The following is a 19,517-nucleotide window of genomic DNA, read 5'->3' on the forward strand; positions in this document are numbered from 1 at the left end:
TGCGTCCATGCTGGATCGATATTGTCAAAGATCCTCATCCGACGGTTACCTGGGGATCGGTACTTCGATCATGTGGACCATCGCTCGACACCCTCGCACGAATGCTCATCGCCGAAAGGAATCTGCTCAGCCGAGCAGACGGTGACCCTGCCCCTCGGCATCGACGAGTCGTGTGGAGGTCGAACATGAGTGAAGGTGCCGGCCGAGTGGTCCATGCCCCGGGAATCCTGATAGATCGCTTGATAACGAGTTTTCCCATTGGCGCTTGATCGCTTGCGGATGTATCCCATGTGGCCGCTCCCTGTCGGTCAAATGTCGGTGAAACTCAGCACCAGCCGTTGACATGGGTCGATATTGACCATCATCGAATAGCGTGCTTGAGCTGGACATTAACCCGGTTCAGAGCACCTTCCAAGGTGCTTGTTGAATCAACAGGCCGGGCCTGACACGGAAGAGGTCACTGGTTCAATCCCAGTATCGTCCACCAGTATTACCGCAGGTGAAAGCCCCGATCTCGGAATGAGACCGGGGCTTTTGTTATGCCGGGTGGCCTAAAAGGTGGCCTATGGGTTGCCGAAGGCGTCGTCCATCGGCTCGACTCCCCCGGTGAGACCATCGTTTCTTGTTGATCTCCAGACCATCACTGATCAAGTGCGCTGGCGGGCAGCAGTCATGAAACGCTCGGCTTTGGGTTCGTTGACACGGCGGCAATCGCGCCTACGATGAGCAATCCGGCCATCGCCAGGAAGAGGGCTTCGTTGCCTCCGAGCCTTTCGGTGAGGAGCGCTCCAGCGAACGGCGTGACGGCCATGGCTACGGTCGCAGGAGCACTGTAGATCCCGTAAAGGGTTCCGAACGCGTTGGTCCCCCAGCGATCGGAGACTGCCGTGGCTTCCAGGAGTGTGAGGATGCCGCGCGTCGCTCCAAATGCGACTGCGGCGGCGATGACCGCGATCGGTTGACCGATGGTCGCCACCATGACGACGACGGCGAGCGCCGCTGTGGCGAGGACCGCTATGGTGCGGAATCTGGGCGTGGTGTGTGTGGACAGTCGGTGGTATCCGACGCGGCCCAACAGTTGTCCGGCTCCGCACAGCCCGAGTGCCCACGCCGCGAGGCTGGTGGACATCCCGTGTTCGGTGAGCAGGGGTACGAGATTGAGGGTGACGGCGAACATGGCGAATGTGGCGACCATGACGACGAGGGTGAGGGTGATGAACGGCGCCGACCGGATCACGGCCTTGGTGCTTGTGGCGACGGTGTCGTGGCTTGCGCCGGAGTGTTGGTGGGGTTCCCACGGGACTCGAAGGTAGATGGCGTGTGCGGGAATCGTGATGACCGCCAGGATGACGCCCAGGATCAGGTAGGTCGTGCGCCATGACGTGTGGTCGACGAGTGTGGCGGTCAATGGCGCGAAGATGGTGCTCGAGAGGCCGGCGACAAGGGTGAGCGCGGTGAGGGCCTTGACTCGGGTGGGGCCGTACCACCCGGTGATAGCGGCGAAAGCGGGTTTGTAGAAGACGCATGCCTGCGCGATTCCGGAGATCGTCCACGCCAATCCGAACCACCAGATGTCGGGGGCCATGGCGATACCGATGACGGCGGCGACGCCGAGGATTGACCCGAAGGTCATGACGGGTCTCGGGCCGTGTTTGTCGATCAGGCGGCCGACGGGGATCCCCGCGATCGCGGATGCCGCGAGTCCAAGGGAGAACCCTGCCATGACACCGACCGTCGACCATCCTTCGGTGACGGTGATGCTGCCGACGAGGACCGGGAACGCGTAGTAGAGGACGCCCCAGCTCGTGATCTCGGTGACGCATAGGGCGGCCAGGCCCTTTCGACGTGTCCGGTCAGGCGGGTTCGGTGTGGCCTGACCGGACACGTCGAGCGTGTGAGGCGCAGTCGTCACGATTCGCCGTTGGCGTCCGAGCTACCACAACAGCTTGTCCTCGGTCGTGCTTCGGAGAGCTCGAGAACCGTGGTCGGTTCACCCGAGTATCCGTGGAGCACACCGGTGGACAGACCCTTGGGCGCGGGCGCCGTTCCGCAGCCGCCCTCGTCGGTCCCGCATGAGCCCGTCGTGTCTGCGAAGGTGACGGAGCCGTCGGCGTTCTCGACCGTGGGGCTGGATGAACAGACACCGGTCTCGGGCAGTTCCAGCTGGACGCGGTCGGCGGCGACCCGGTCCCCGGCGAGCGCGGCGGCGACGGAACGCACTTGTTCGTAGCCTGTCGCCATGAGGAAGGTGGGTGCGCGTCCGTAGCTCTTCATGCCAACGAGATAGATGCCTTCGTCGGGGTGTGCGAGGTCCTTTTCGCCGTGAGGCGGAACGGTGCCGCAGGAATGGAAGTTCGGGTCGATCAGAGGCGCGAGCTTGCTGGGGGCTTCGACTCCGGGGTCGATGTCGAGCCGAGTCTCGCGCAGCATTTCCAGGTTGGGGCGGAAGCCGGTCGCCGCGACGATGTGGTCGACTTCCAGCTCCATCGGTTGGTCCGCTGAGCGTCCGTGCACCGTGATCGCGGATTCGGCTGGAGTGAATCGGTCGATGGTGAACTTGTTGACCAGGGTGAGTTTCCCGTCAGCGACGAGTTTCTTGAGGCGGGTACCGAGTTTCCCTCGCGCGGGGAGTGCGTCGGCGTCCCCGCCGCCGTACAGCCGGGCGGCCGAGCCTCCGCGGATCGCCCAGACGATGCTCGTGGAGTCTTCTTCCTCGGCGAGGTCCGCGAGCGCCAGGAGGGTGTTGGCGGCGGAGTGTCCCATGCCGACGACGAGGGTGCGCTTCCCTGCGAAGCGGGCGCGGTCTTTCCCGAGAACATCGGGGAGCGGGCCCGTGAGGAATGAGTCCGACGCGTTCTCACCGGGGGCGGCGAGGCCATGTGCGCCGAGCGGGTTGGAGTGGCCCCAGGTGCCGGACGCGTCGATGACGGCGTCGGCGATGGTGTCGGTGTAGGAACCGTCGGCCGAGCGCGAGCGCACGAGGTACGGGCGGTGTTCTCGTCCGATGGTCCGGGTGAGGTCGACGCCTTGGCGAGACACGGCGACGACGTGGGTGCGGTACTGGATGTGCGGCGCGAGTTCGGGTGTGGCGGCGAGGGGTGCAAGGTATTGATCCACCAACTCAGTACCCGTCGGCAGGTGGGCGGGGTCGGGCTCTTGCCAGCCGTGCGAGACGAGGATGCGTCGCGACGCCGTGTCGATGTTGAATTGCCATGGGGAGAACAGGCGAACGTGTCCCCACTGTCGGATCGCGGCACCCGCTTCGTCACCAGATTCCATCACGACGGGTGTGATGCCCCGTTCGACCAGGTGAGCGGCGGCTGCCAATCCGGTGGGCCCGGCGCCGATGACGACGACGGTCTCAGCGGGGTTCTTTCGTGTCTGCACCGTGAGCTCCTTGAATCCAGACTCTCTTCTACAACCTTCTAACAACTGCAACTATTACCAGTAATTCTTGGTGATAGCAAGTTGGGTGTTTAATGGAGTCATGGTCCAGACATCAGATGAGCTCACCGAGGCCACCATCTCCGAGAAAGCGCAGAAGCTGGCGCCGCAGCTGAAGGCATTGGGCGATGAGACCCGCTTGACCTTGGTGTTGCTTCTGGCCGAACGCCCACGAAGCGTCCGCGAACTCACCGAGGCCACCGGTCTGTCGCAGACTCTCGTGTCCCATCACCTGACGCCGTTGCGTGAGCAGAATCTCATCACCGCGACGCCTCGTGGTCGGGCCAACATCTATTCGATCTGCTGCGACGCGATCGCGGTACCCGTCCAGATGTTGGCGGGAATCGCCGAACCGCCTACTCGTTGCGACTCGTAACTCGTAACTCGAACCTCGCCCCTACTCATGCCCACGAGGCACGGACAGCGCGCGGCCGATTCCCCTATACGCCGGAACCCTCGACGTGTTGTGAACGCTAAGGGCGCGCCGAACTCATGTCGACGCGCCCTACGGGTCATTCGGACTCGCGAACGAGTTCCGAGAGAAGTTCCCTGACCCGTCGGTCTATGTCGTCGCGGATGCGCCTGACCTCCTCGACGGATTGTCCGGCCGGATCATCCAGTTCCCAGTTCAGGTAACGCTTGCCCGGGTAGAACGGGCATGCGTCGCCACACCCCATCGTGATGACGACGTCCGAGGCGCGAACGGCCTCATCGGTGAGCGGTTTCGGGAACTCCTTGCTGATGTCCAACCCGACCTCGGCTAGAGCTGTCACCACCGCAGGATTTATCGAGTCGGCGGGAGCAGAGCCCGCCGACCGAACGACAACGTGGCCCTGGGCGTGGTGATCCAGCAAAGCCGCGGCCATTTGGGAACGACCCGCGTTGTGCACGCACACGAACAACACTTCGGGTTTGTCGGTCATGGGACCTCCTTGAGATGTTTCGTTGTTGACAGGCGGAACCGGGGCACGCCGTGGCAGTCCCTGACCCGACTCGTGAATCGATGAGATGCCGTGGTCGTCATTGCCCCGTCCGCTCCGCCTGCTCGGCACGCGTCGGGAAACGATCGCGCAACCGCAGACTCAGGTAGACGAGCGCGACCAGGACCGGCACTTCGATGAGCGGGCCGACGACTCCGGCGAGAGCCTGGCCCGAGGTGACGCCGAAGGTGGCGATGGCGACGGCGATCGCCAGTTCGAAGTTGTTTCCGGCAGCTGTGAACGCCAACGCTGTCGTGCGTGGATACGACAGTCCGATCGTCTTGCCCAGCGCGAAGGATCCACCCCACATCACGGCGAAGTACATCAGGAGGGGCAGAGCGATACGGGCGACGTCTCCCGGTTGCTGCGTGATCCGATCACCTTGCAGCGCAAACAGAATCACGATGGTGAAGAGGAGCCCGTACAGCGCGAACGGACCGATTCGAGGCAGGAACCGCCCTTCGTACCAGGACCGGCCCTTCGCTTTTTCCCCGAGCCTGCGTGTCGCGTATCCGGCGACCAGCGGAATTCCGAGGAAGACGGCGACATTCGCGACGATCACCCAAACCGGCACGTCCAAGCCCGTCGACGACAATCCAAGCCACGTGGGCAGGACGTCAAGGTAGAACCAACCGAGAGCCCCGAACGCAACGACCTGAAACACCGAGTTCACGGCGACGAGCACTGCGGTCGCCTCTCGATCGCCGCACGCCAGGTCATTCCAGATGATCACCATCGCGATACATCTCGCCAGACCGACGATGATCAACCCCGTGCGGTACTCCGGCAGATCCGCCAAGAAGATCCAGGCCAGTGCGAACATGAGCGCCGGACCGACGATCCAGTTCAACGCCAACGACGCGATCATCAACGGCTTGTCCCTGGTCACCCTGTCCAGGCGGTCATACCGCACCTTCGCCAGCACGGGGTACATCATGAGCAGCAAGCCCAACGCGATAGGAACGGAAATACCGCCGATCGCGACAGCGTCCAGCACCTCGCCCAAGCCCGGAACCGTTCTACCGAGCGCCAAACCGGCCAACATGGCGACACCGATCCACACCGGCAAGAATCTATCCAGAGTAGACAGCTTGCGATCGGTGACGGCCCCGGAAGCGGTCGACTTCGTCGTGGCCATCAGCATTCCCTCAACTGGTTCGCGTTGGTTCGCGCCTGCTCGGCCAGTGCCGCCAAGGCAGCCGCCGATCTTTCCAGAGGATCCGGAAGCAATCGGTAGTAAGTGAAACGACCGCGAGGTTCGGCGACGACCAACCCCGCGTCTTTCAACGCCTTCAAATGGTGAGACACCGTCGGCTGCTTCGCCCCGGTGTCAGTCACGAGATGACACGTACAAGCGGGCCCATTGGCCAGCAACTCGACCAACTGCGCTCGCAGAGGATCGGCCAGTACGCGAATCACATCAACTTCAGCTGATATCAACACAGGTTGATTAAAGCTCACGAACAGAGGCTCGACCACAGCAGGCGACGGATGTTGCGAGCCTCACACGATGCGTCATGCACTCACCATGGCGGCTGCGGCACCGCGTTCACTTCCCGCTGGCATGCGACGGCGACGCCACTCGACCTTCAGTCGGCGGGCAGCACCGCGAGAGAAAGCCCTCAAGCTCCGACAGTCGGGCGCGGATGGTATCCGGATCGGCCTTGTAGTGAACCTGCTTGCCATCGCGGGAAGCAACCAATAGGCCGCCTCGCCTCAGGATGCCGAGCTGTTCAGACGCGGTGGACTGCCCGATTCCGCACCGCTCGGCCACCTCACCGACGGTGAACGTCGAACCCGAGACGAACGCGTACAGGATTTGTTGGCGAGTCTCGCTCGCCAACGCCTTCAAGAACATCCCCGTCTCCGGAGGGAACAGCGATTCTGCGTCCATGCCTTCAGTGTAGATCATTTCGTTAAATCGGGAAATGACGATATGATGGGCGGATGCGCACATCGAAGGCCCTGGTGATCGGGGCAGGCCAGGCGGGCCTCGCCACGGCACACCACCTGCTCCATACCGGTTTCACTCCCACATTGCTGGACGCGTCCGAGCGTCCAGGTGGAGCCTGGCCTCGTTACTACGACTCACTCACCCTCTTCTCCCCCGCACGGTTCTCGGCGCTGCCCGGCCGACCCTTTCCGGGAGACCCGGACGCGTATCCGACACGTGACGAGGTCGTGGCATACCTGACCGCTTACGCCAACGCCATCGACACTGATATCCGCTACGGCCACCGCGTTCAGTCACTGACTCAAACCAGGAGCGGATTCGCCGCCATTGGTGACGGCTTCTCCCTCGAGGCTCCCCTGGTCGTCGTGGCCAGCGGCAGCTTCGGACGCCCGATCCTGCCTGACGTTCCCGGCCTCGCCAGCTTCGCGGGGCGAACTCTTCACGCGGCCGAGTACACCTCCGCCAACGGGTTCGCGGGCCAACGTATCGCGATCGTCGGCGCCGGCAACTCCGCGATACAGATCGCGCACGAGCTGGCCGCCGCCTCTGACGTCACCGTGTTCACACGTCGCGCGATTCGATGGCAGCGGCAACGCCTCTTCGGTCGCGACCTCCATTGGTGGCTAGTCCACACTGGTCTTGATTCGGCGTCGAAACTGCGAACCCTTCTGCCGCAATCGCTTCCCGTGGTCGATGACGGTCGCTACCGCGATGCGTTCCGCAAAGGCCACATCCACCACGAGCCAATGTTCCGTGCGATGGAGGGCCACCAACTCGTCCTCGCCGATGGTAGTGAACAGGCATTCGACGCCGTCATCTTCGCGACCGGATACGGCCCCGATGTTCCGTTCCTCAAAGGAACATCCGCACTCGACGCGGCCGACACCCCCTTGCATCGAAACGGCGTATCGACCACCATGCGTGGCCTCGGCTACGTCGGGCTCGAACACCAACGAAGCCTCGCCTCGGCCACACTTCGCGGTGCTGGGAGCGACGCGCTGATGGTGATCGAGGCCCTCATGGCAGACCTGAGCAAAACGAACCGACACTCGGGCCGACAGTGAGGCCTCAAAAACCGACGGATACGACGGCCGGCAACCGCACGGAGCGAGAACTGACGTCGGCTCCCGCAATGGCTCCACGGATGTGCGGCCAAGGGAACGTCGGTCCGACACATCTATCACTGCGGCGCAACAGATTCCGGTGCGACCGTCAGGAGTATCGGACCATCGACACAGCAGGCGTGATCGTGCGGCACAATCTCACGCGACGTTAAGGTTCGGCTGTTTCGTTTTGTTCAGCCGAGGAGAGCTCGGAGATGCGGTCGGCCATGTCCGCAGCGAACTCCTCGGCTCCCACCAACTGATCACGCAACGACTCGCATCGAGCACGAGCGATCGATTGAAAAGACGTCAACGTCGATCGAAGAGTGGCCGCATCTTCAGCGGCGACCGCACCGGACTCGACACGGTCAAGCGTAGTCAAGAGGTCCCGGATCTGATCCAGCGAAAGCTCCAAAGGCTTGAGCCGACGAATCAACCACAACCGACGAACATTGGCCTCAGTGTAGAGGCGAAAGCCACCTCGGCTCCTCCCCGACGGAACGACCAGGCCGACCTCTTCGTAATAGCGGATCGTTCGAAGGCTCAGGCAAGTTCGCTCGGCAACCTCCCCGATCTGCATCAGTTCGCCGCTCATCACCGCTCCATCGCTCCCGCCGCTGCCGGTAACACCGTACCGCTGGCCGTGGCGACTCGCATGTCAGCCGACGATCGACAGTGGGAACTCAGCCAACGATGAGTCCTGCCTGACCCCAGATCTCGTTCGGAGCCCCCGATGACCGACGTCATCCGAACGCCTTTCCGGACCTCTGACCGTCGCGGTCGCGCCGACGGTGGCGGTGGCGGTGGCGGTGACGTGTACTCCCGCGCATCCAGGCAGGAGTCCGGCAACTCCACGGTCCTGACAACGACGGCCGGAAGTCCACGACGAAGCGCCGCAACTCACCGATGCGGAGCGAAGTCATCCATACATGCCACTGTATACATTTGTGAGCTTCGCCATGAAGCCGACACAACCTGACGTAACGTCAGTGTTGATTGGGTACGGTCAGACTCATTCCCGCATCACCCAACGCTGTCGTGGTGTGCCTTCGTCTCCCTGCCTGAACGGTTGTGCATGTACTCGTCTGCCTTCAGCACGCTGTCGCGTGCCCGATTCCGCCTGCCCCGTCCGACTCTGCCGTTCCTACGTACGGAACTGCTCGCCGGCCTATTGGTGGCGCTCGCGCTCATCCCTGAGGCCATCGCATTCTCGATCATCGCCGGAGTCGAGCCGCAAGTCGGTCTGTTCGCGTCGTTCACGATGGCGGTGTCGATCGCGTTTCTCGGTGGCAGACCCGCCATGATCTCCGCGGCGACCGGAGCGATGGCTCTCGTCGTCGCACCATTGGTCGCGTCACACGGAATCGGATACCTGTTGGCGGCCACGATCGCGGCAGGAGTCCTTCAGATCATCCTCGGCGTCTGTGGCGTCGCCAAACTGATGCGGTTCATACCACGGAGCGTCCTGACCGGATTCATCAACGCCTTGGCGATCCTGATCTTCCTGGCACAACTGCCACATCTCATCGGAGCGTCCTGGCAGATATGGGCACTCGTCGCCGGCGGGCTCGGAATCATCGTGCTGCTGCCCCGCCTCACCAAGGCCGTTCCGGCGCCCCTGGTAGCGATCGTCGTCCTGAGCGCCATCACGATCCTCGGAGGAATGGCCGTACCCACTGTCGGAGACATGGGCGCGCTGCCGGACAGCATCCCCTTCCTGTCACTACCTGACGTGCCGTTCACCATCGAGACGGCGACCGTCATCCTCCCCTACGCGATCGGTCTCGCGTCCGTTGGACTTCTCGAGTCCCTGCTCACTGCCCAAGTCGTCGACGATGCCACCGACACCCCCTCCGACAAGACCCGTGAAGCCCGCGGTCAAGGCATCGCCAACGTCATCACCGGTTTCTTCGGAGGGATGGCATCGTGCGCGATGATCGGACAGACGATGATCAACGTCAAGTCTGGAGCCCGCAGCCGATTGTCGACCTTCGCAGCTGGGATGTTCCTACTACTACTGGTGGTGACATTGGGCGATGCCGTCGCGATGATCCCGATGGGAGCTCTCGTCGCGGTGATGATCTTCGTATCAGCCGTCACCTTCGACTGGCGCAGCGTCACGCCTCGCACCCTACGACGCATGCCTGTAGGCGAGACGATCACCATGGTCATCACGGTGATCGTCGTCGTCGCGACTCACAATCTCGCGATCGGCGTCGCCGCCGGGGTCATCGTCGCCGCGGTTCTGTTCACACGGAGAGTCGCGCGCGTCGTCGACGTCACCAGCGTGATCGATCCTGCCGGAGGAACAGTCGTCTACGCGGTGACCGGAGAGTTGTTCTTCGCCTCCAGCAACGAACTGGTCACCAGCTTCGATTACGCGAATGACCCCGCCACGGTCATCATCGATCTCACCGACTCCCACGTGTGGGACGCGTCGGCCGTATCGGCGCTCGACATCGTCACTGAGAAGTACGCGACGCGTGGAAAAACGGTCGAAATAGTGGGACTCAACCCACCGAGCGCCGACCTTCACACGACACTGACGGGAGGCCTCACGAACGCCCACTGACGCGTCGGACGAAGGCGGTCGACTCGCCCAGGAACGGCCGCCCCAACCGGATCCCTGAATCACAAGATCGCCTTTGAACGTCGACTGTTCTGCGAGCCCATGATCCTGGACCGGGCTAGCCGAACTTGGGAATCACGTCGTCGGACCATTTGTCCCACAAGTGCTCGCACCACGGAATCGACGTGGCCGCCGGGAACATCCGGGACCACGCGCGGGTCACCGGCGAACGGCGATCCTGCGGATGAGTTGGAATCCGGCATCGGCGGTGCTGATCTGTTGTTCCTGATCGTAGGAACGACCGTGGTGTCAATTCTTCTGCACTCGTCGACGGACGTCGTGGTCGCCGAGGGGTTCGACGACGCGGCGGAGACGCTCGCCTGGCATCGGTACCTCCGGCAGTTGACCGGCAACGAGCGCGTCGGCCCTGACCGAACAGATGAGCCGATCTCGAAATGTTAGCCACTAACATTTATTCGTGGACAAGGCTCAGAGGACGCGCATGCGATTGCAGGAGTGCGCCCTGGAGGCATTCGAACGGGCTGGCTTCGAGCGGACGACCACTGCTCAGATAGCCGCAGCCGCCGGTGTGTCTCAAGTGACCTTCTTCCGGTACTTCCCGAGCAAGGAGGCCGCGGCGTTGTGGGATCCGTTCGACCCGATGATCGCCGAGTCGATACGCCGAGAAACAGATGCCGCGACGGCGCTTCAGGCTGCCTGCCGGGGAATCTGGCGGACCTGGAGCACAGCAGATCTGACGGCGGTCGAACCGGTGGCTCGGCGGCGAGTACGCCTGGTGGCCGGCAGTGCCACCCTTCGGTCCGCAATGTGGGCGGGACACGCTGACACGGAGGCGGCCTTGATCGGCGCCCTCCGCGAGCGCTTCGACGCCTTCGAATCGAGTGCGGCCGCAGGTGCCTGCCTCGGTGCTTTGACCACTGTGCTTCTGACCTGGGCCGAAACCGAACCGTACCCATCGTTGACCAGCGCCATCGCAACGGCCCTGCGCACCTTGGACCCTGAGGGAATCACATGAGCGCCGACTTCACCCATCTCGTAACACTGGACGGTCTGGGCATGGGATATCGCGGCACCTCGGTGGTGCATGACGTCAATCTCACAGTAGAAAAGGGACGGATTCACGCGCTTGTTGGAGTCAACGGGGCTGGTAAGACGACGCTCATGCGCGGCATTCTCGGAATGTTGCGCCCCAGCGCTGGAAGCATCAGTGTCCTCGGACGCCGTCCCAACACCGCGCACCCGAGCATGTGGGCTCGGGTCGGGTACATACTCGACACCGCATTCACCTACCGAGAGCTGACTGGACGAGAGAACATCTATGCGTCCGCGCGAATGCACGGTACTTCCAAGACGGAAGCCAGCGCCGCCACGGAAGCGATCATCGCCGCGTTCGGCTTGGACCGGGAGGCGGGCAAACGGGTGAGAACGCTTTCCCTCGGAAACCGTCAACGAGTGGCACTGGCTGCGGCAATGGCCCACGAACCGGAGCTGTTGATCTTGGATGAACCAACAACGAGCCTCGACCCCCTGGCGGTCGTCAGTCTTCGCCGAGCGCTGAACTCCGCAACGAGCCGGGGCGCCGGAATCCTGGTTTCCAGTCACCATCTCGACGAGGTCGCACGGATCGCCGACACCGTCACCGTTCTGCATCGAGGAAAGGTCATAGCGGACTTGGACCCGGGTGGCGTCGACTTGGAGAAGCGGTTCTTCGATCTGGTGTACGCGGCAGAACTGGGAGCGTCCTCATGAAGGGAATCGTCGCCGCTGTCGCATTCGAATGGCTCAAACTCCGTCGGTCGACGGTGATGTGGGCCGCGACTGCCGTTCTCGCCGTGGCGGTGCCTCTCCTGTCCGCTGGACTGATGGCGGCGGCACGATCCGACTCCGACGGTCAGCTCGCTGTGAAAGCCCGCACCATGGTGATCGGCTCCGGCTGGTCCGCGCATTTCGCGGTGGCCGGGCAGGTCCTCAGCGTCGCCACACTCGTCGTGATCGGAATCGTCTGTTGTTGGATCTTTGGACGCGAGTTCACCGATGACACCATCGGAGCATTGTCCTCGCTCGCGGTGTCCCGAGGGCAGATCGCTACAGCCAAGTTCATCGTCCTCGCGGTCTGGGCGATCGTCGTCTCCGCCGTGGTGGTCTTGGCGACCATCCTGCTCGGGCTGTTCGCGTACGACGGGTGGCCCGCGTCGGACGAGTGGATGGTGCTGACCAAACTGGCCGTTGGAACGCTTCTCACCGCCGCGCTCACCACTCCATTGGCGTTGGTCTCCAGCATCGGACGTGGTTACCTGACCGGAATCGCCGTCCTGTTCGCCATCATCGTCACTACCCAGATCGTCACGATCGCGGGCCTGGGCAGTTGGTTCCCGTACGCCGCGCCAAGCCTGTGGCTCGGGCTCGGGGGTCCTCAAGCAGCCGACCAGATCACTCTCATCCAACTCCTGTCTCCTCTGTTGTTGTCCGCGGTGGCGATGACAGCGACGATCAGCTGGTGGAGATGGTCATCCGCATACCGACGATGAGCGGATGTTCTTGTAAACGTTCGACAATGGATATTCGATGGAAGGAGAGCGCGGTCCGTCACGTGCGACATAGCGCCGCAGCGTGAACCCATGCACCAGAACGGGTTCCGTCACCAGACTCGACATGACGGCCCATGGTTTGCATGCCGAGAGAAGGTCATGGTGAGAACCATGACCTGGGTCATGTCTCAGTTTGATGAGTCGGTGACTTCTTCGTCAGGTGTGACGGGTGGTCGGATCTGCAATTGGATGATGGCGTGCCGGTCGGTCTGGGTGACCTCGAACTGGTGGCCGTGCACTTCGATCCTGTCCCCGACTGCGGCTATGTGGCCCAGGTGATCGAGGAGGAGGCCGGCCACCGTGGTGTAGTCGCTGTGTTCGGGAAGATCGATATCGACGTCGATGTCCGTCAGGTCATGCAGTGGGAAGGATCCGGGAAGGATGAGTGTCCCGTCTGGGTTGCGAATGACGGTCAGGACGTCACGATCGGTCTCGTCATAGATTTCGCCGACGATCTCTTCGACGAGGTCCTCGAGTGTGAGAATCCCGTCGATGGACCCGTACTCGTCAACGATCCCGGCGAAGTGTTCACGGCTGTCGCGCATCTGGCGCAGCGCGTCGGTCACCTTGAGACTGTCCGGAAGAATCAGACAAGGGCGTGCCCGGTCAGTGAGCGAACCGCCCACTCCGATCAAGTCGCGAATGTGGACGATACCGATGATGTCGTCGAGGCCCGCCTTCCCGACGACCGGTGCGCGGGAATGACCGGAGGAGATGAGTGTGTCCAGTGCGTCTTGCGGTGTGAGGGTTGACGACAGGCTCACGACGTCGCGGCGGGGTACCAGGATCTCGCGTGTGAGGCGCTGCGCTATCTCGAACGCTCCGTCGATGATCGTCCGTTGTTCAGCGGTGAACTGTTGTTGACCGGCAACGAGGTCGCGGATCTCTTCGGCGGATACCTCTTCTTTCGCCGCGTTCGGGTCGACGCCGAAGATTCGAACGATGAGGTCGCTCGTCTTACCCAACAACCACACCACGGGCCGGGAGAGTGTGGCCAGCAGGTCGAGAGGACGTGCGGCGATGATCGCCCATCCCTCGGCGCGTTGCATCGCGATTCGTTTCGGAGCCAACTCCCCAACGACGAGTGTGACGAAGGTCAGGATGATCGTGACCAGGACGATCGCTACGGGTCCGGCCGCGCTTCCGAGGAAGGACAGGGGTCCGACCAGTGGTTCGGACAGTGAAACCGCGGCGGTCGCCGAGGCGAGGAAGCCGGCGAGTGTGATTCCGATTTGGATCGTGGCAAGGAAGCGGTTGGGGTCTCGCGCAAGTTTCGCCAGAACGGCTCCCCCGCGGGAGGTTTGCTCGAGACGCTGAATCTGTGCGTCTCGTAGGGTCACGAGCGCCATCTCACTGCCCGCGAAGAGCGCGTTGAGAATCATCAATACCACGACGAGCAGGATCTGCCCGGTATATCCACTCACCTTGCGGTCAACCTCATCTATATGGGGACGATCGCGTAACCGTACCGGTCGCCGGAGTGAGACGACCTGCGGTGTGGTCGATCGCCGATCGGTCAACGAACATCGTGTCGTAGAAACAATTCCGGCCAGCGACGAGAATCTGTCCACAGTCATACCGTCGTCGCAGTTCTATCTCGACTCCGCCGCCCACGACCGTGTCCTAGCCTTGATCCACGCCAAGCACAACACCACGAAAGCCCGGCCTCCCGAGCCCAAAGCGACTCACATGGCAATGGCGCCCGCAGCCTAACGACGAGGAGCACAATGACCACCAACGTCACCTGCAGCCGCTGTCAAACCGTCTATCCGCACGACATCGACGTCACCGATCCGGAGTGGGGTGCCGCACTCCCGGAAACGGGGTGGCTGCACCTGACGGACGAGACACTGTGCGACGTATGCGCCGACGCGGACCCGGATTGGGGATCCTGCACAATCCACGGCCACTCATGGCGCCTCGACGGAGACCGCCTCGCGTGTGGGTGGTGCGGAGGAGCCGCACACCACCGACCGCTCTGAGCCACACTGAGAAAACTCTCCCCCTCCACGCCTCCCACACGTCGCCACACGTGCGCCATGAACGTTTTCAACCTCGGTCGACGTCGAGGTCGTCGAAGCCGCACACGAGAAGCGCCTGGCCAAGACCATCCACACATACGGGCGCTACGACCTGCTCTGCCTGGACGAGTTCGGCTACCTCAACCTGGACAAAGCCGGCGCGAAGTTGCTGTTCCAGATCTTCACCGAACGCGAGAAACGCCGCTCGATCGCGGTCGCCTCCAACGCACCGTTCCGCGAGTGGTCCAAGACCTTCACCGATAAGCGCCTCTGCGTCGTCATCGTCAACCGGCTCACTTTCAAAGACCACGTCGTCGAGACCGGCCACAAGTTTTACCGGATAATGACCACCCTCGCCGAACGAGAGCCGCCGAGGTGTCATGTTCAGGAGCGTTGTTCCGCAGGGAACCTACCCGACCGATTTGACGAATCTGTTGCTGCCCAATCGATTCAGCAGGGGGCGAGTCGCCTCGCAAACGCTCTAGCCAACCCGACGTAGGTCCCGCACCTCGGGTTGCGGCTGGAATCCGGCGGAGCGATAGGTGGCGACAGCTCCTGCGTTGGAGCCTTCGGCGCACACGGTCGCACTGGACGAACCCATGTCACGCAGGGCCGCCGCGGCGGCGCCCGCAATCGCCCTACCGTAACCGTGCCCCTGATGATCGCTGTGCACGCCGAGGGGTTCAAGCAGGCCGGGTTTCCCTGGACCCGCTGACCAGACTGTCGTGGCCGCGACCGCGTCGCCCTGGTCGTTGTAGCCGACAAGACATCGGGCATCGGCGTACGGTGTCCCGGCGGCCATGGCCCGCCATCGCTCCACGCTGAACTTCGACCCTGCGAACGCTCCGCGGTGAACCGCGACTCGATCGTCGACCCGTTCGGGGCCGACCACCTCGACCCGCAGTCCGCTCCCCGCCACGGGTCCGCTCAGATCACGAACCATGGGGATCCACGGTTCATCCAGTTCCCAGCCGTCCTCTTGCAACAACTCCCGGAATCGGCCGCCCCAGAGCGCTTCGACATGGGCCTTACCCGCCGACAGTACGCCGCGTTCGGGTCGCGTCACGTCGTCGGCCATCTGCCGGGCGAGTTCTTCGTCCTTGCTCGCTTCCGGCGCGATGGCCAACCGCACCAGCTCCGGACCGTCGACCAGGCCGACTCCGAGAATCCGGCCCTCACGACTCCACGTTCGCAACGCCGCAGCGGTCACCTCCGGACCGAACTGCCAGTAGAACCCGACGTCCCCCGAATGCAGTTGCATCGAGGCTCCCTCTTGCCGCCACTCCACCAGCGCACGCACGACCTCGTCCAGGTCACCGGCGCCCGGCGTGCCCAACAATATCGACATCTCGCGATCAAACACGGCCATGCGCAACGTGTCCAATGATTTGCGAAACACTCCAACACCTTCGCCAGTTGAAGCCTCCAGTGCGATGAAGCTGTTGCCGCACACCTCAATTCAACCGGAAGCCTCACCAGACCACGTACACTCCCCAGCCCGCGGAACGGGCCCCGTCGCACGCGGGCAGGCTACTGGGACCGGCAGGTCCAAGAAACCGACCGCACACGACTCCCGCGACCGAAAGCGTCCCGAACTTTCCACCCGGGCACCGCGACCCGTCGTGCGGCTATACGTCCCGGCAGCGGGCACAGGCGGTCGGACAACGGTTCAAGGGCTCAGGACGGGTTCCCCTGCCTGGCCGTTGCGGGATGTCGGCAGGCACCGCAGGCACTTCTCGCCCGGACCGAACGCGGCAGAACATGGCGATGAACGACATCAGCAGCCACGAACACGTCTGGATCTTCCACGGCCAAGGCACACAGTTCGCCTCTGCAGTCTTCGCCTCCACGGACGACGGCCTTGCCTGGGCCGCCCGCCACCGAGTGACCGGCATCCTGTCGAGGTACCCGGTCGGAGACGGGTGCTACGACATCGCCGTCCGAGAGGGCCAATTCCGCCCGAGCAAGGACCATCACGGCACACCCGAACACATCGCCCGCTTCGGACCAGGACCCCACCACGTTCACATAACGGACGGCGCAACAGACTGACACAACCGCTGCGCAAGATCCGTTACACCCTAAAGGATCCAGACCAGCATGAAAAAGGAGCGGTCACTGACCGATTCTTTCGGTGCAAAGCAGCTCTCTATTGTCAGAAATCCAGAAGATCCGTGAGGTGTCTGATGTGAAGAGCGGCCGATAAGGGTATCCCATTTCCAGCGCACATCCCGCCATCGCGTTGTGCGCCTTTGAGCCGCCTTCATTTGGGCTGCCTGACCATTTGTAATATGCTTGATCATCGTAAGAGATGCGTGCGGCGATCAAATACTCAGCAGCTCCATCATCACAGGAGACCAGGTAAATGTGGTTGTCGACCAGCCGAAGGCAGTCTCCCACAGCCGCGTCATCGATGGTTGCTGCCTCGTCATTGGAGCTCGGGGAACTCGAGGAAACAGCGTCTTTCAATTCGTCACAACTAGTGATCCCGAAAAAAGCGAGGATCCCGATCACCGAGGCTACGATCCCCAGGATCTTTCCCACGTCTTGTGAGTCGGATTTGTCGGACACTGACCACCCCGCTTTGCGTTGTAGAGCAACGAGTCTAGCAACTTTGGGCCCGTCTCGACCCGCTCAGTGCCACCTGGTGCAACTGAGCGGAGCGCCCCCGGCACCTGGTCGCGGTTGTAGGTATTCTTCGGTTCTGGTTCGTCCCGATCTGCCCATGGTGTGGCCACGACGTGGTCGTTTCGAACCCGATGGAGCCCTTTTCGGCCAGAGCGGCGATGCCAATGGCGCAAAGGTGCTCTCCCTATTCCCACCGACCGCCACAATCCGCACCAGACCACACCACGACGACCCCGGATACAGCGAGGATCCTGGTCTGGTCAACTCATTCCCGTGCACCAGACCGCTCCAATGTGGCCAGCATGAAACGGGCGGTGCCATCCCCATCAAGGTGACGGCACCGCCCGTTTCCGTATCCGAGTTACACCCGACTGTCGGTGGAGACCTTCGCGAGAACCGACTTGTCCGAGCGGAGCGTGATGGTGGCGAGTACGGCTCCCAGTAGAGCGACGACTGCTGCGGCGATGAACGCGACGGAGAACCCGTCGGTCAGGGCCGACACGTTGCCCAACTGGCTCGCTCCGTACGCGGCCGCGATCGCGGTGACGACTGCCAGCCCGAACGCCGAACCGATCTGGTAGCCGGTGTTGACGATGCCCGAGGCCAGGCCGCCCTGCTCGGGCTTGGCCGAGGAGATCGCCATCTGCAGTGACGGGATGAACGCCAGGGACATGCCCAGCGCCGCCAGCAAGGAGGCCGGGAGTACGTCGACCCAGAATGAACCGTCAGGACGGATGAAGGACAGCCAGTAGAGGCCGCCGGCGAGGAGCCCCAGCCCGCTCACGATCATCGCCTTGGCGCCGAGGCGGGTGATCAGGCGTGGTGCGATCACGATCATCCCGATCATGATGAGAGCCGTCATCGGCAACAACGCCGCGCCGGAGGGGAACGCCGAGAAGCCCAGAACCTGTTGCAAGTAGAGGTTCAGGAAGAACCACATGGGGATCCATGACGCGCCGAGCAGAAGCTGCGCCAGATTGGCCGCGCCGAGGCCAGGGGCCCGGAAGATCGCCAGCGGCATCAGCGGCTCGCGCTTCTTTGCCTGCAAGACAAGGAAACCGACTAGCAGCACGGCGGCAGCCGCCGAAACTCCCCAGGTGCCAATGTTGCTCCAGCCGACCTCCGGTGCCCGAACGATCGCGAACACCGCCGCGCCAAGGCCGAGGGTGGCCAGCAACGCACCGAACAGGTCGATCGAGCCACGTGAAGCCAAGGCGCCGCCAGGGAGCAGCGCCGGTGCCGCCACCAGGGCGATCACGGCGATCGGGATGTTGATGTAGAACACCCACGGCCAGGAGGCGTATTCGGTGATCAGTCCACCAAGGAACACACCGGCCGTACCTCCGGCGGGGGCCGCCGCGCCATAGAAGGCGAACGCCGTGGTCAGCTCCTTGGGGTTGGCGCCGAACAGCATCATCAACAGCGTCAGAGCCGATGGTGCGATCAGCGCCGCACCTACTCCCTGGACACCACGGCCAACCAGCTCGGTTGCCGCGTTCCCCGCGATACCCGCGACGAACGAACCTACCGCCAGCATGACCCAGCCGAGGCTGAACATGCGTCTGGCGCCAAATAGGTCCGATAGTCTGCCGCCCAAGAGCAGCAGGCCACCGAATACCACGACATAGGCGTTGAAGACCCAGGAGAGATTCTCCTGCGAGAACCCGAGGGCTTCCTGCATCTTCGGCAATGCGACACCGATGATCGAGGTGTCCATGATGACTATGAACTGGGCCAACGCTATCAACGCCAGGGCGAGCCATCGACGTGAAGCCGACGGCGTTGAGATCCGAGACATGATTCCAACTCCTATACCCCTAGGGGGTATCTAGACGAGACATTACGCCGATGGATTTCGAATCCCGGGGACCGGAACGCTCAAAGCCGCATCAGCTGGGCTATTTATACCCTAGGGGGGTACCGTATGTGCCCAAGTGGGACGGTGAGCTGCGCCATACCCCATCGGGGTATGCGTTCAGTGTCGTCCCCACCCCGTCGAACCGGTCACGCTCGTGTGGACACGGACAGACACGCACCCCGATCAGAGGACTGAGTACCGAGAACTCGTTGACCTTCGCAACGGTGATGATCAGCTGAGCCGATATGAATGGCCCCAACGCATCCCGCGCCATTTAGAGGTCGAGGACGACGGACGCGAGCGCCGCAGGTGTGCCGCGACCCCCAAGGGATCGAGCGCTCGGGTAGTCCC

Annotated in this window: 21 protein-coding genes; 10 read left to right on the forward strand and 11 right to left on the reverse strand. The window is 62.8% G+C overall.

What is annotated here, in order from left to right; genetic code table 11:
- Nucleotides 1–670: 670 nt before the first annotated feature.
- Both ACM9NP_RS00590 and ACM9NP_RS00595 read right to left on the reverse strand, forming a co-directional pair.
- Complete coding sequence (locus ACM9NP_RS00590; RefSeq protein WP_415644537.1) at nucleotides 671–1,912, reverse strand: MFS transporter; 1,242 nt, start codon at nucleotides 1,910–1,912, stop codon at nucleotides 671–673.
- Nucleotides 1,909–3,387 carry an NAD(P)-binding domain-containing protein gene (locus tag ACM9NP_RS00595; RefSeq protein WP_415644538.1) on the reverse strand — a complete coding sequence of 493 codons (1,479 nt, stop codon included), beginning with the start codon at nucleotides 3,385–3,387 and terminating at the stop codon, nucleotides 1,909–1,911. The genes ACM9NP_RS00590 and ACM9NP_RS00595 overlap by 4 nt, the downstream gene beginning before the upstream one ends.
- Nucleotides 3,388–3,487: 100 nt before the next feature.
- Here ACM9NP_RS00595 and ACM9NP_RS00600 point away from each other — a divergent pair, with 100 nt between their 5' ends.
- On the forward strand, nucleotides 3,488–3,820 hold the full coding sequence (locus ACM9NP_RS00600) for an ArsR/SmtB family transcription factor (RefSeq protein WP_415644539.1): 333 nt from the start codon (nucleotides 3,488–3,490) through the stop codon (nucleotides 3,818–3,820).
- Nucleotides 3,821–3,956: 136 nt separating this feature from the next.
- Here ACM9NP_RS00600 and ACM9NP_RS00605 read toward each other — a convergent pair whose 3' ends face one another.
- From ACM9NP_RS00605 to ACM9NP_RS00620, 4 genes are all read right to left on the reverse strand, one after another.
- Nucleotides 3,957–4,367, reverse strand: coding sequence for an arsenate reductase ArsC (locus ACM9NP_RS00605; RefSeq protein ID WP_415644540.1), 411 nt, complete (start codon nucleotides 4,365–4,367; stop codon nucleotides 3,957–3,959).
- A gap of 97 nt (nucleotides 4,368–4,464) precedes the next feature.
- Nucleotides 4,465–5,562: an ACR3 family arsenite efflux transporter gene (gene arsB, locus ACM9NP_RS00610; RefSeq protein ID WP_415644541.1), complete on the reverse strand. Its 1,098-nt coding sequence runs from the start codon at nucleotides 5,560–5,562 to the stop codon at nucleotides 4,465–4,467.
- Nucleotides 5,562–5,885: an ArsR/SmtB family transcription factor gene (locus ACM9NP_RS00615; protein WP_415644542.1), complete on the reverse strand. Its 324-nt coding sequence runs from the start codon at nucleotides 5,883–5,885 to the stop codon at nucleotides 5,562–5,564. Before ACM9NP_RS00615 ends, arsB begins: the two co-directional genes overlap by 1 nt.
- Nucleotides 5,886–5,973: 88 nt before the next feature.
- Nucleotides 5,974–6,318: an ArsR/SmtB family transcription factor gene (locus ACM9NP_RS00620; RefSeq protein ID WP_415644543.1), complete on the reverse strand. Its 345-nt coding sequence runs from the start codon at nucleotides 6,316–6,318 to the stop codon at nucleotides 5,974–5,976.
- 53 nt (nucleotides 6,319–6,371) lie between these two features.
- On the opposite strand from ACM9NP_RS00620, the gene ACM9NP_RS00625 reads away from it, so the two are divergent.
- Nucleotides 6,372–7,442 (forward strand): flavin-containing monooxygenase, encoded by a 1,071-nt coding sequence (locus ACM9NP_RS00625; protein ID WP_415644544.1) that lies wholly within the window; start codon nucleotides 6,372–6,374, stop codon nucleotides 7,440–7,442.
- A 208-nt stretch (nucleotides 7,443–7,650) separates the two neighbouring features.
- On the opposite strand, the gene ACM9NP_RS00630 is transcribed toward ACM9NP_RS00625, so the two are convergent.
- Nucleotides 7,651–8,076: a MerR family transcriptional regulator gene (locus ACM9NP_RS00630; RefSeq protein ID WP_415644545.1), complete on the reverse strand. Its 426-nt coding sequence runs from the start codon at nucleotides 8,074–8,076 to the stop codon at nucleotides 7,651–7,653.
- 480 nt (nucleotides 8,077–8,556) lie between these two features.
- On the opposite strand from ACM9NP_RS00630, the gene ACM9NP_RS00635 reads away from it, so the two are divergent.
- From ACM9NP_RS00635 to ACM9NP_RS00655, 5 genes are all read left to right on the forward strand, one after another.
- Nucleotides 8,557–10,053, forward strand: a complete 1,497-nt coding sequence (locus tag ACM9NP_RS00635; RefSeq protein ID WP_415644546.1) for a SulP family inorganic anion transporter — start codon at nucleotides 8,557–8,559, stop codon at nucleotides 10,051–10,053.
- A gap of 300 nt (nucleotides 10,054–10,353) precedes the next feature.
- Complete coding sequence (locus tag ACM9NP_RS00640; RefSeq protein ID WP_415644547.1) at nucleotides 10,354–10,512, forward strand: hypothetical protein; 159 nt, start codon at nucleotides 10,354–10,356, stop codon at nucleotides 10,510–10,512.
- Between the two features lie 16 nt (nucleotides 10,513–10,528).
- A complete protein-coding gene (locus ACM9NP_RS00645; RefSeq protein ID WP_415644548.1) occupies nucleotides 10,529–11,086 on the forward strand; it encodes a TetR family transcriptional regulator in 558 nt (185 codons plus the stop codon).
- Nucleotides 11,083–11,820: an ABC transporter ATP-binding protein gene (locus ACM9NP_RS00650; protein WP_415644549.1), complete on the forward strand. Its 738-nt coding sequence runs from the start codon at nucleotides 11,083–11,085 to the stop codon at nucleotides 11,818–11,820. Before ACM9NP_RS00645 ends, ACM9NP_RS00650 begins: the two co-directional genes overlap by 4 nt.
- The gene (locus ACM9NP_RS00655; RefSeq protein WP_415644550.1) at nucleotides 11,817–12,599 is read left to right on the forward strand and encodes an ABC transporter permease; all 783 of its coding nucleotides are present in this window, start codon (nucleotides 11,817–11,819) and stop codon (nucleotides 12,597–12,599) included. Before ACM9NP_RS00650 ends, ACM9NP_RS00655 begins: the two co-directional genes overlap by 4 nt.
- A gap of 188 nt (nucleotides 12,600–12,787) precedes the next feature.
- On the opposite strand, the gene ACM9NP_RS00660 is transcribed toward ACM9NP_RS00655, so the two are convergent.
- Entirely contained in the window at nucleotides 12,788–14,083 is a 1,296-nt protein-coding gene (locus ACM9NP_RS00660; RefSeq protein WP_415644551.1) for a hemolysin family protein, read from the reverse strand.
- A 303-nt stretch (nucleotides 14,084–14,386) separates the two neighbouring features.
- On the opposite strand from ACM9NP_RS00660, the gene ACM9NP_RS00665 reads away from it, so the two are divergent.
- Together ACM9NP_RS00665 and ACM9NP_RS00670 are read left to right on the forward strand one after the other, a co-directional pair.
- Nucleotides 14,387–14,641 (forward strand): hypothetical protein, encoded by a 255-nt coding sequence (locus ACM9NP_RS00665; RefSeq protein ID WP_415644552.1) that lies wholly within the window; start codon nucleotides 14,387–14,389, stop codon nucleotides 14,639–14,641.
- Between the two features lie 151 nt (nucleotides 14,642–14,792).
- The gene (locus ACM9NP_RS00670) at nucleotides 14,793–15,179 is read left to right on the forward strand and encodes an ATP-binding protein (RefSeq protein ID WP_415644660.1); all 387 of its coding nucleotides are present in this window, start codon (nucleotides 14,793–14,795) and stop codon (nucleotides 15,177–15,179) included.
- On the opposite strand, the gene ACM9NP_RS00675 is transcribed toward ACM9NP_RS00670, so the two are convergent.
- Nucleotides 15,162–16,028, reverse strand: a complete 867-nt coding sequence (locus ACM9NP_RS00675) for a GNAT family N-acetyltransferase (protein WP_415644553.1) — start codon at nucleotides 16,026–16,028, stop codon at nucleotides 15,162–15,164. The two genes, ACM9NP_RS00670 and ACM9NP_RS00675, sit on opposite strands and share 18 nt — an antisense overlap.
- Before the next feature lie 419 nt (nucleotides 16,029–16,447).
- Here ACM9NP_RS00675 and ACM9NP_RS00680 point away from each other — a divergent pair, with 419 nt between their 5' ends.
- The gene (locus ACM9NP_RS00680; RefSeq protein WP_415644554.1) at nucleotides 16,448–16,732 is read left to right on the forward strand and encodes a DUF7710 domain-containing protein; all 285 of its coding nucleotides are present in this window, start codon (nucleotides 16,448–16,450) and stop codon (nucleotides 16,730–16,732) included.
- 63 nt (nucleotides 16,733–16,795) lie between these two features.
- On the opposite strand, the gene ACM9NP_RS00685 is transcribed toward ACM9NP_RS00680, so the two are convergent.
- Together ACM9NP_RS00685 and ACM9NP_RS00690 are read right to left on the reverse strand one after the other, a co-directional pair.
- The gene (locus ACM9NP_RS00685; RefSeq protein ID WP_415644555.1) at nucleotides 16,796–17,251 is read right to left on the reverse strand and encodes a hypothetical protein; all 456 of its coding nucleotides are present in this window, start codon (nucleotides 17,249–17,251) and stop codon (nucleotides 16,796–16,798) included.
- 418 nt (nucleotides 17,252–17,669) lie between these two features.
- The gene (locus tag ACM9NP_RS00690; RefSeq protein WP_415644556.1) at nucleotides 17,670–19,106 is read right to left on the reverse strand and encodes an MFS transporter; all 1,437 of its coding nucleotides are present in this window, start codon (nucleotides 19,104–19,106) and stop codon (nucleotides 17,670–17,672) included.
- Nucleotides 19,107–19,517: the final 411 nt, after the last annotated feature.

It is taken from the genome of Stackebrandtia soli (assembly GCF_965137155.1).
Lineage (GTDB): Bacteria > Actinomycetota > Actinomycetes > Mycobacteriales > Micromonosporaceae > Stackebrandtia > Stackebrandtia soli.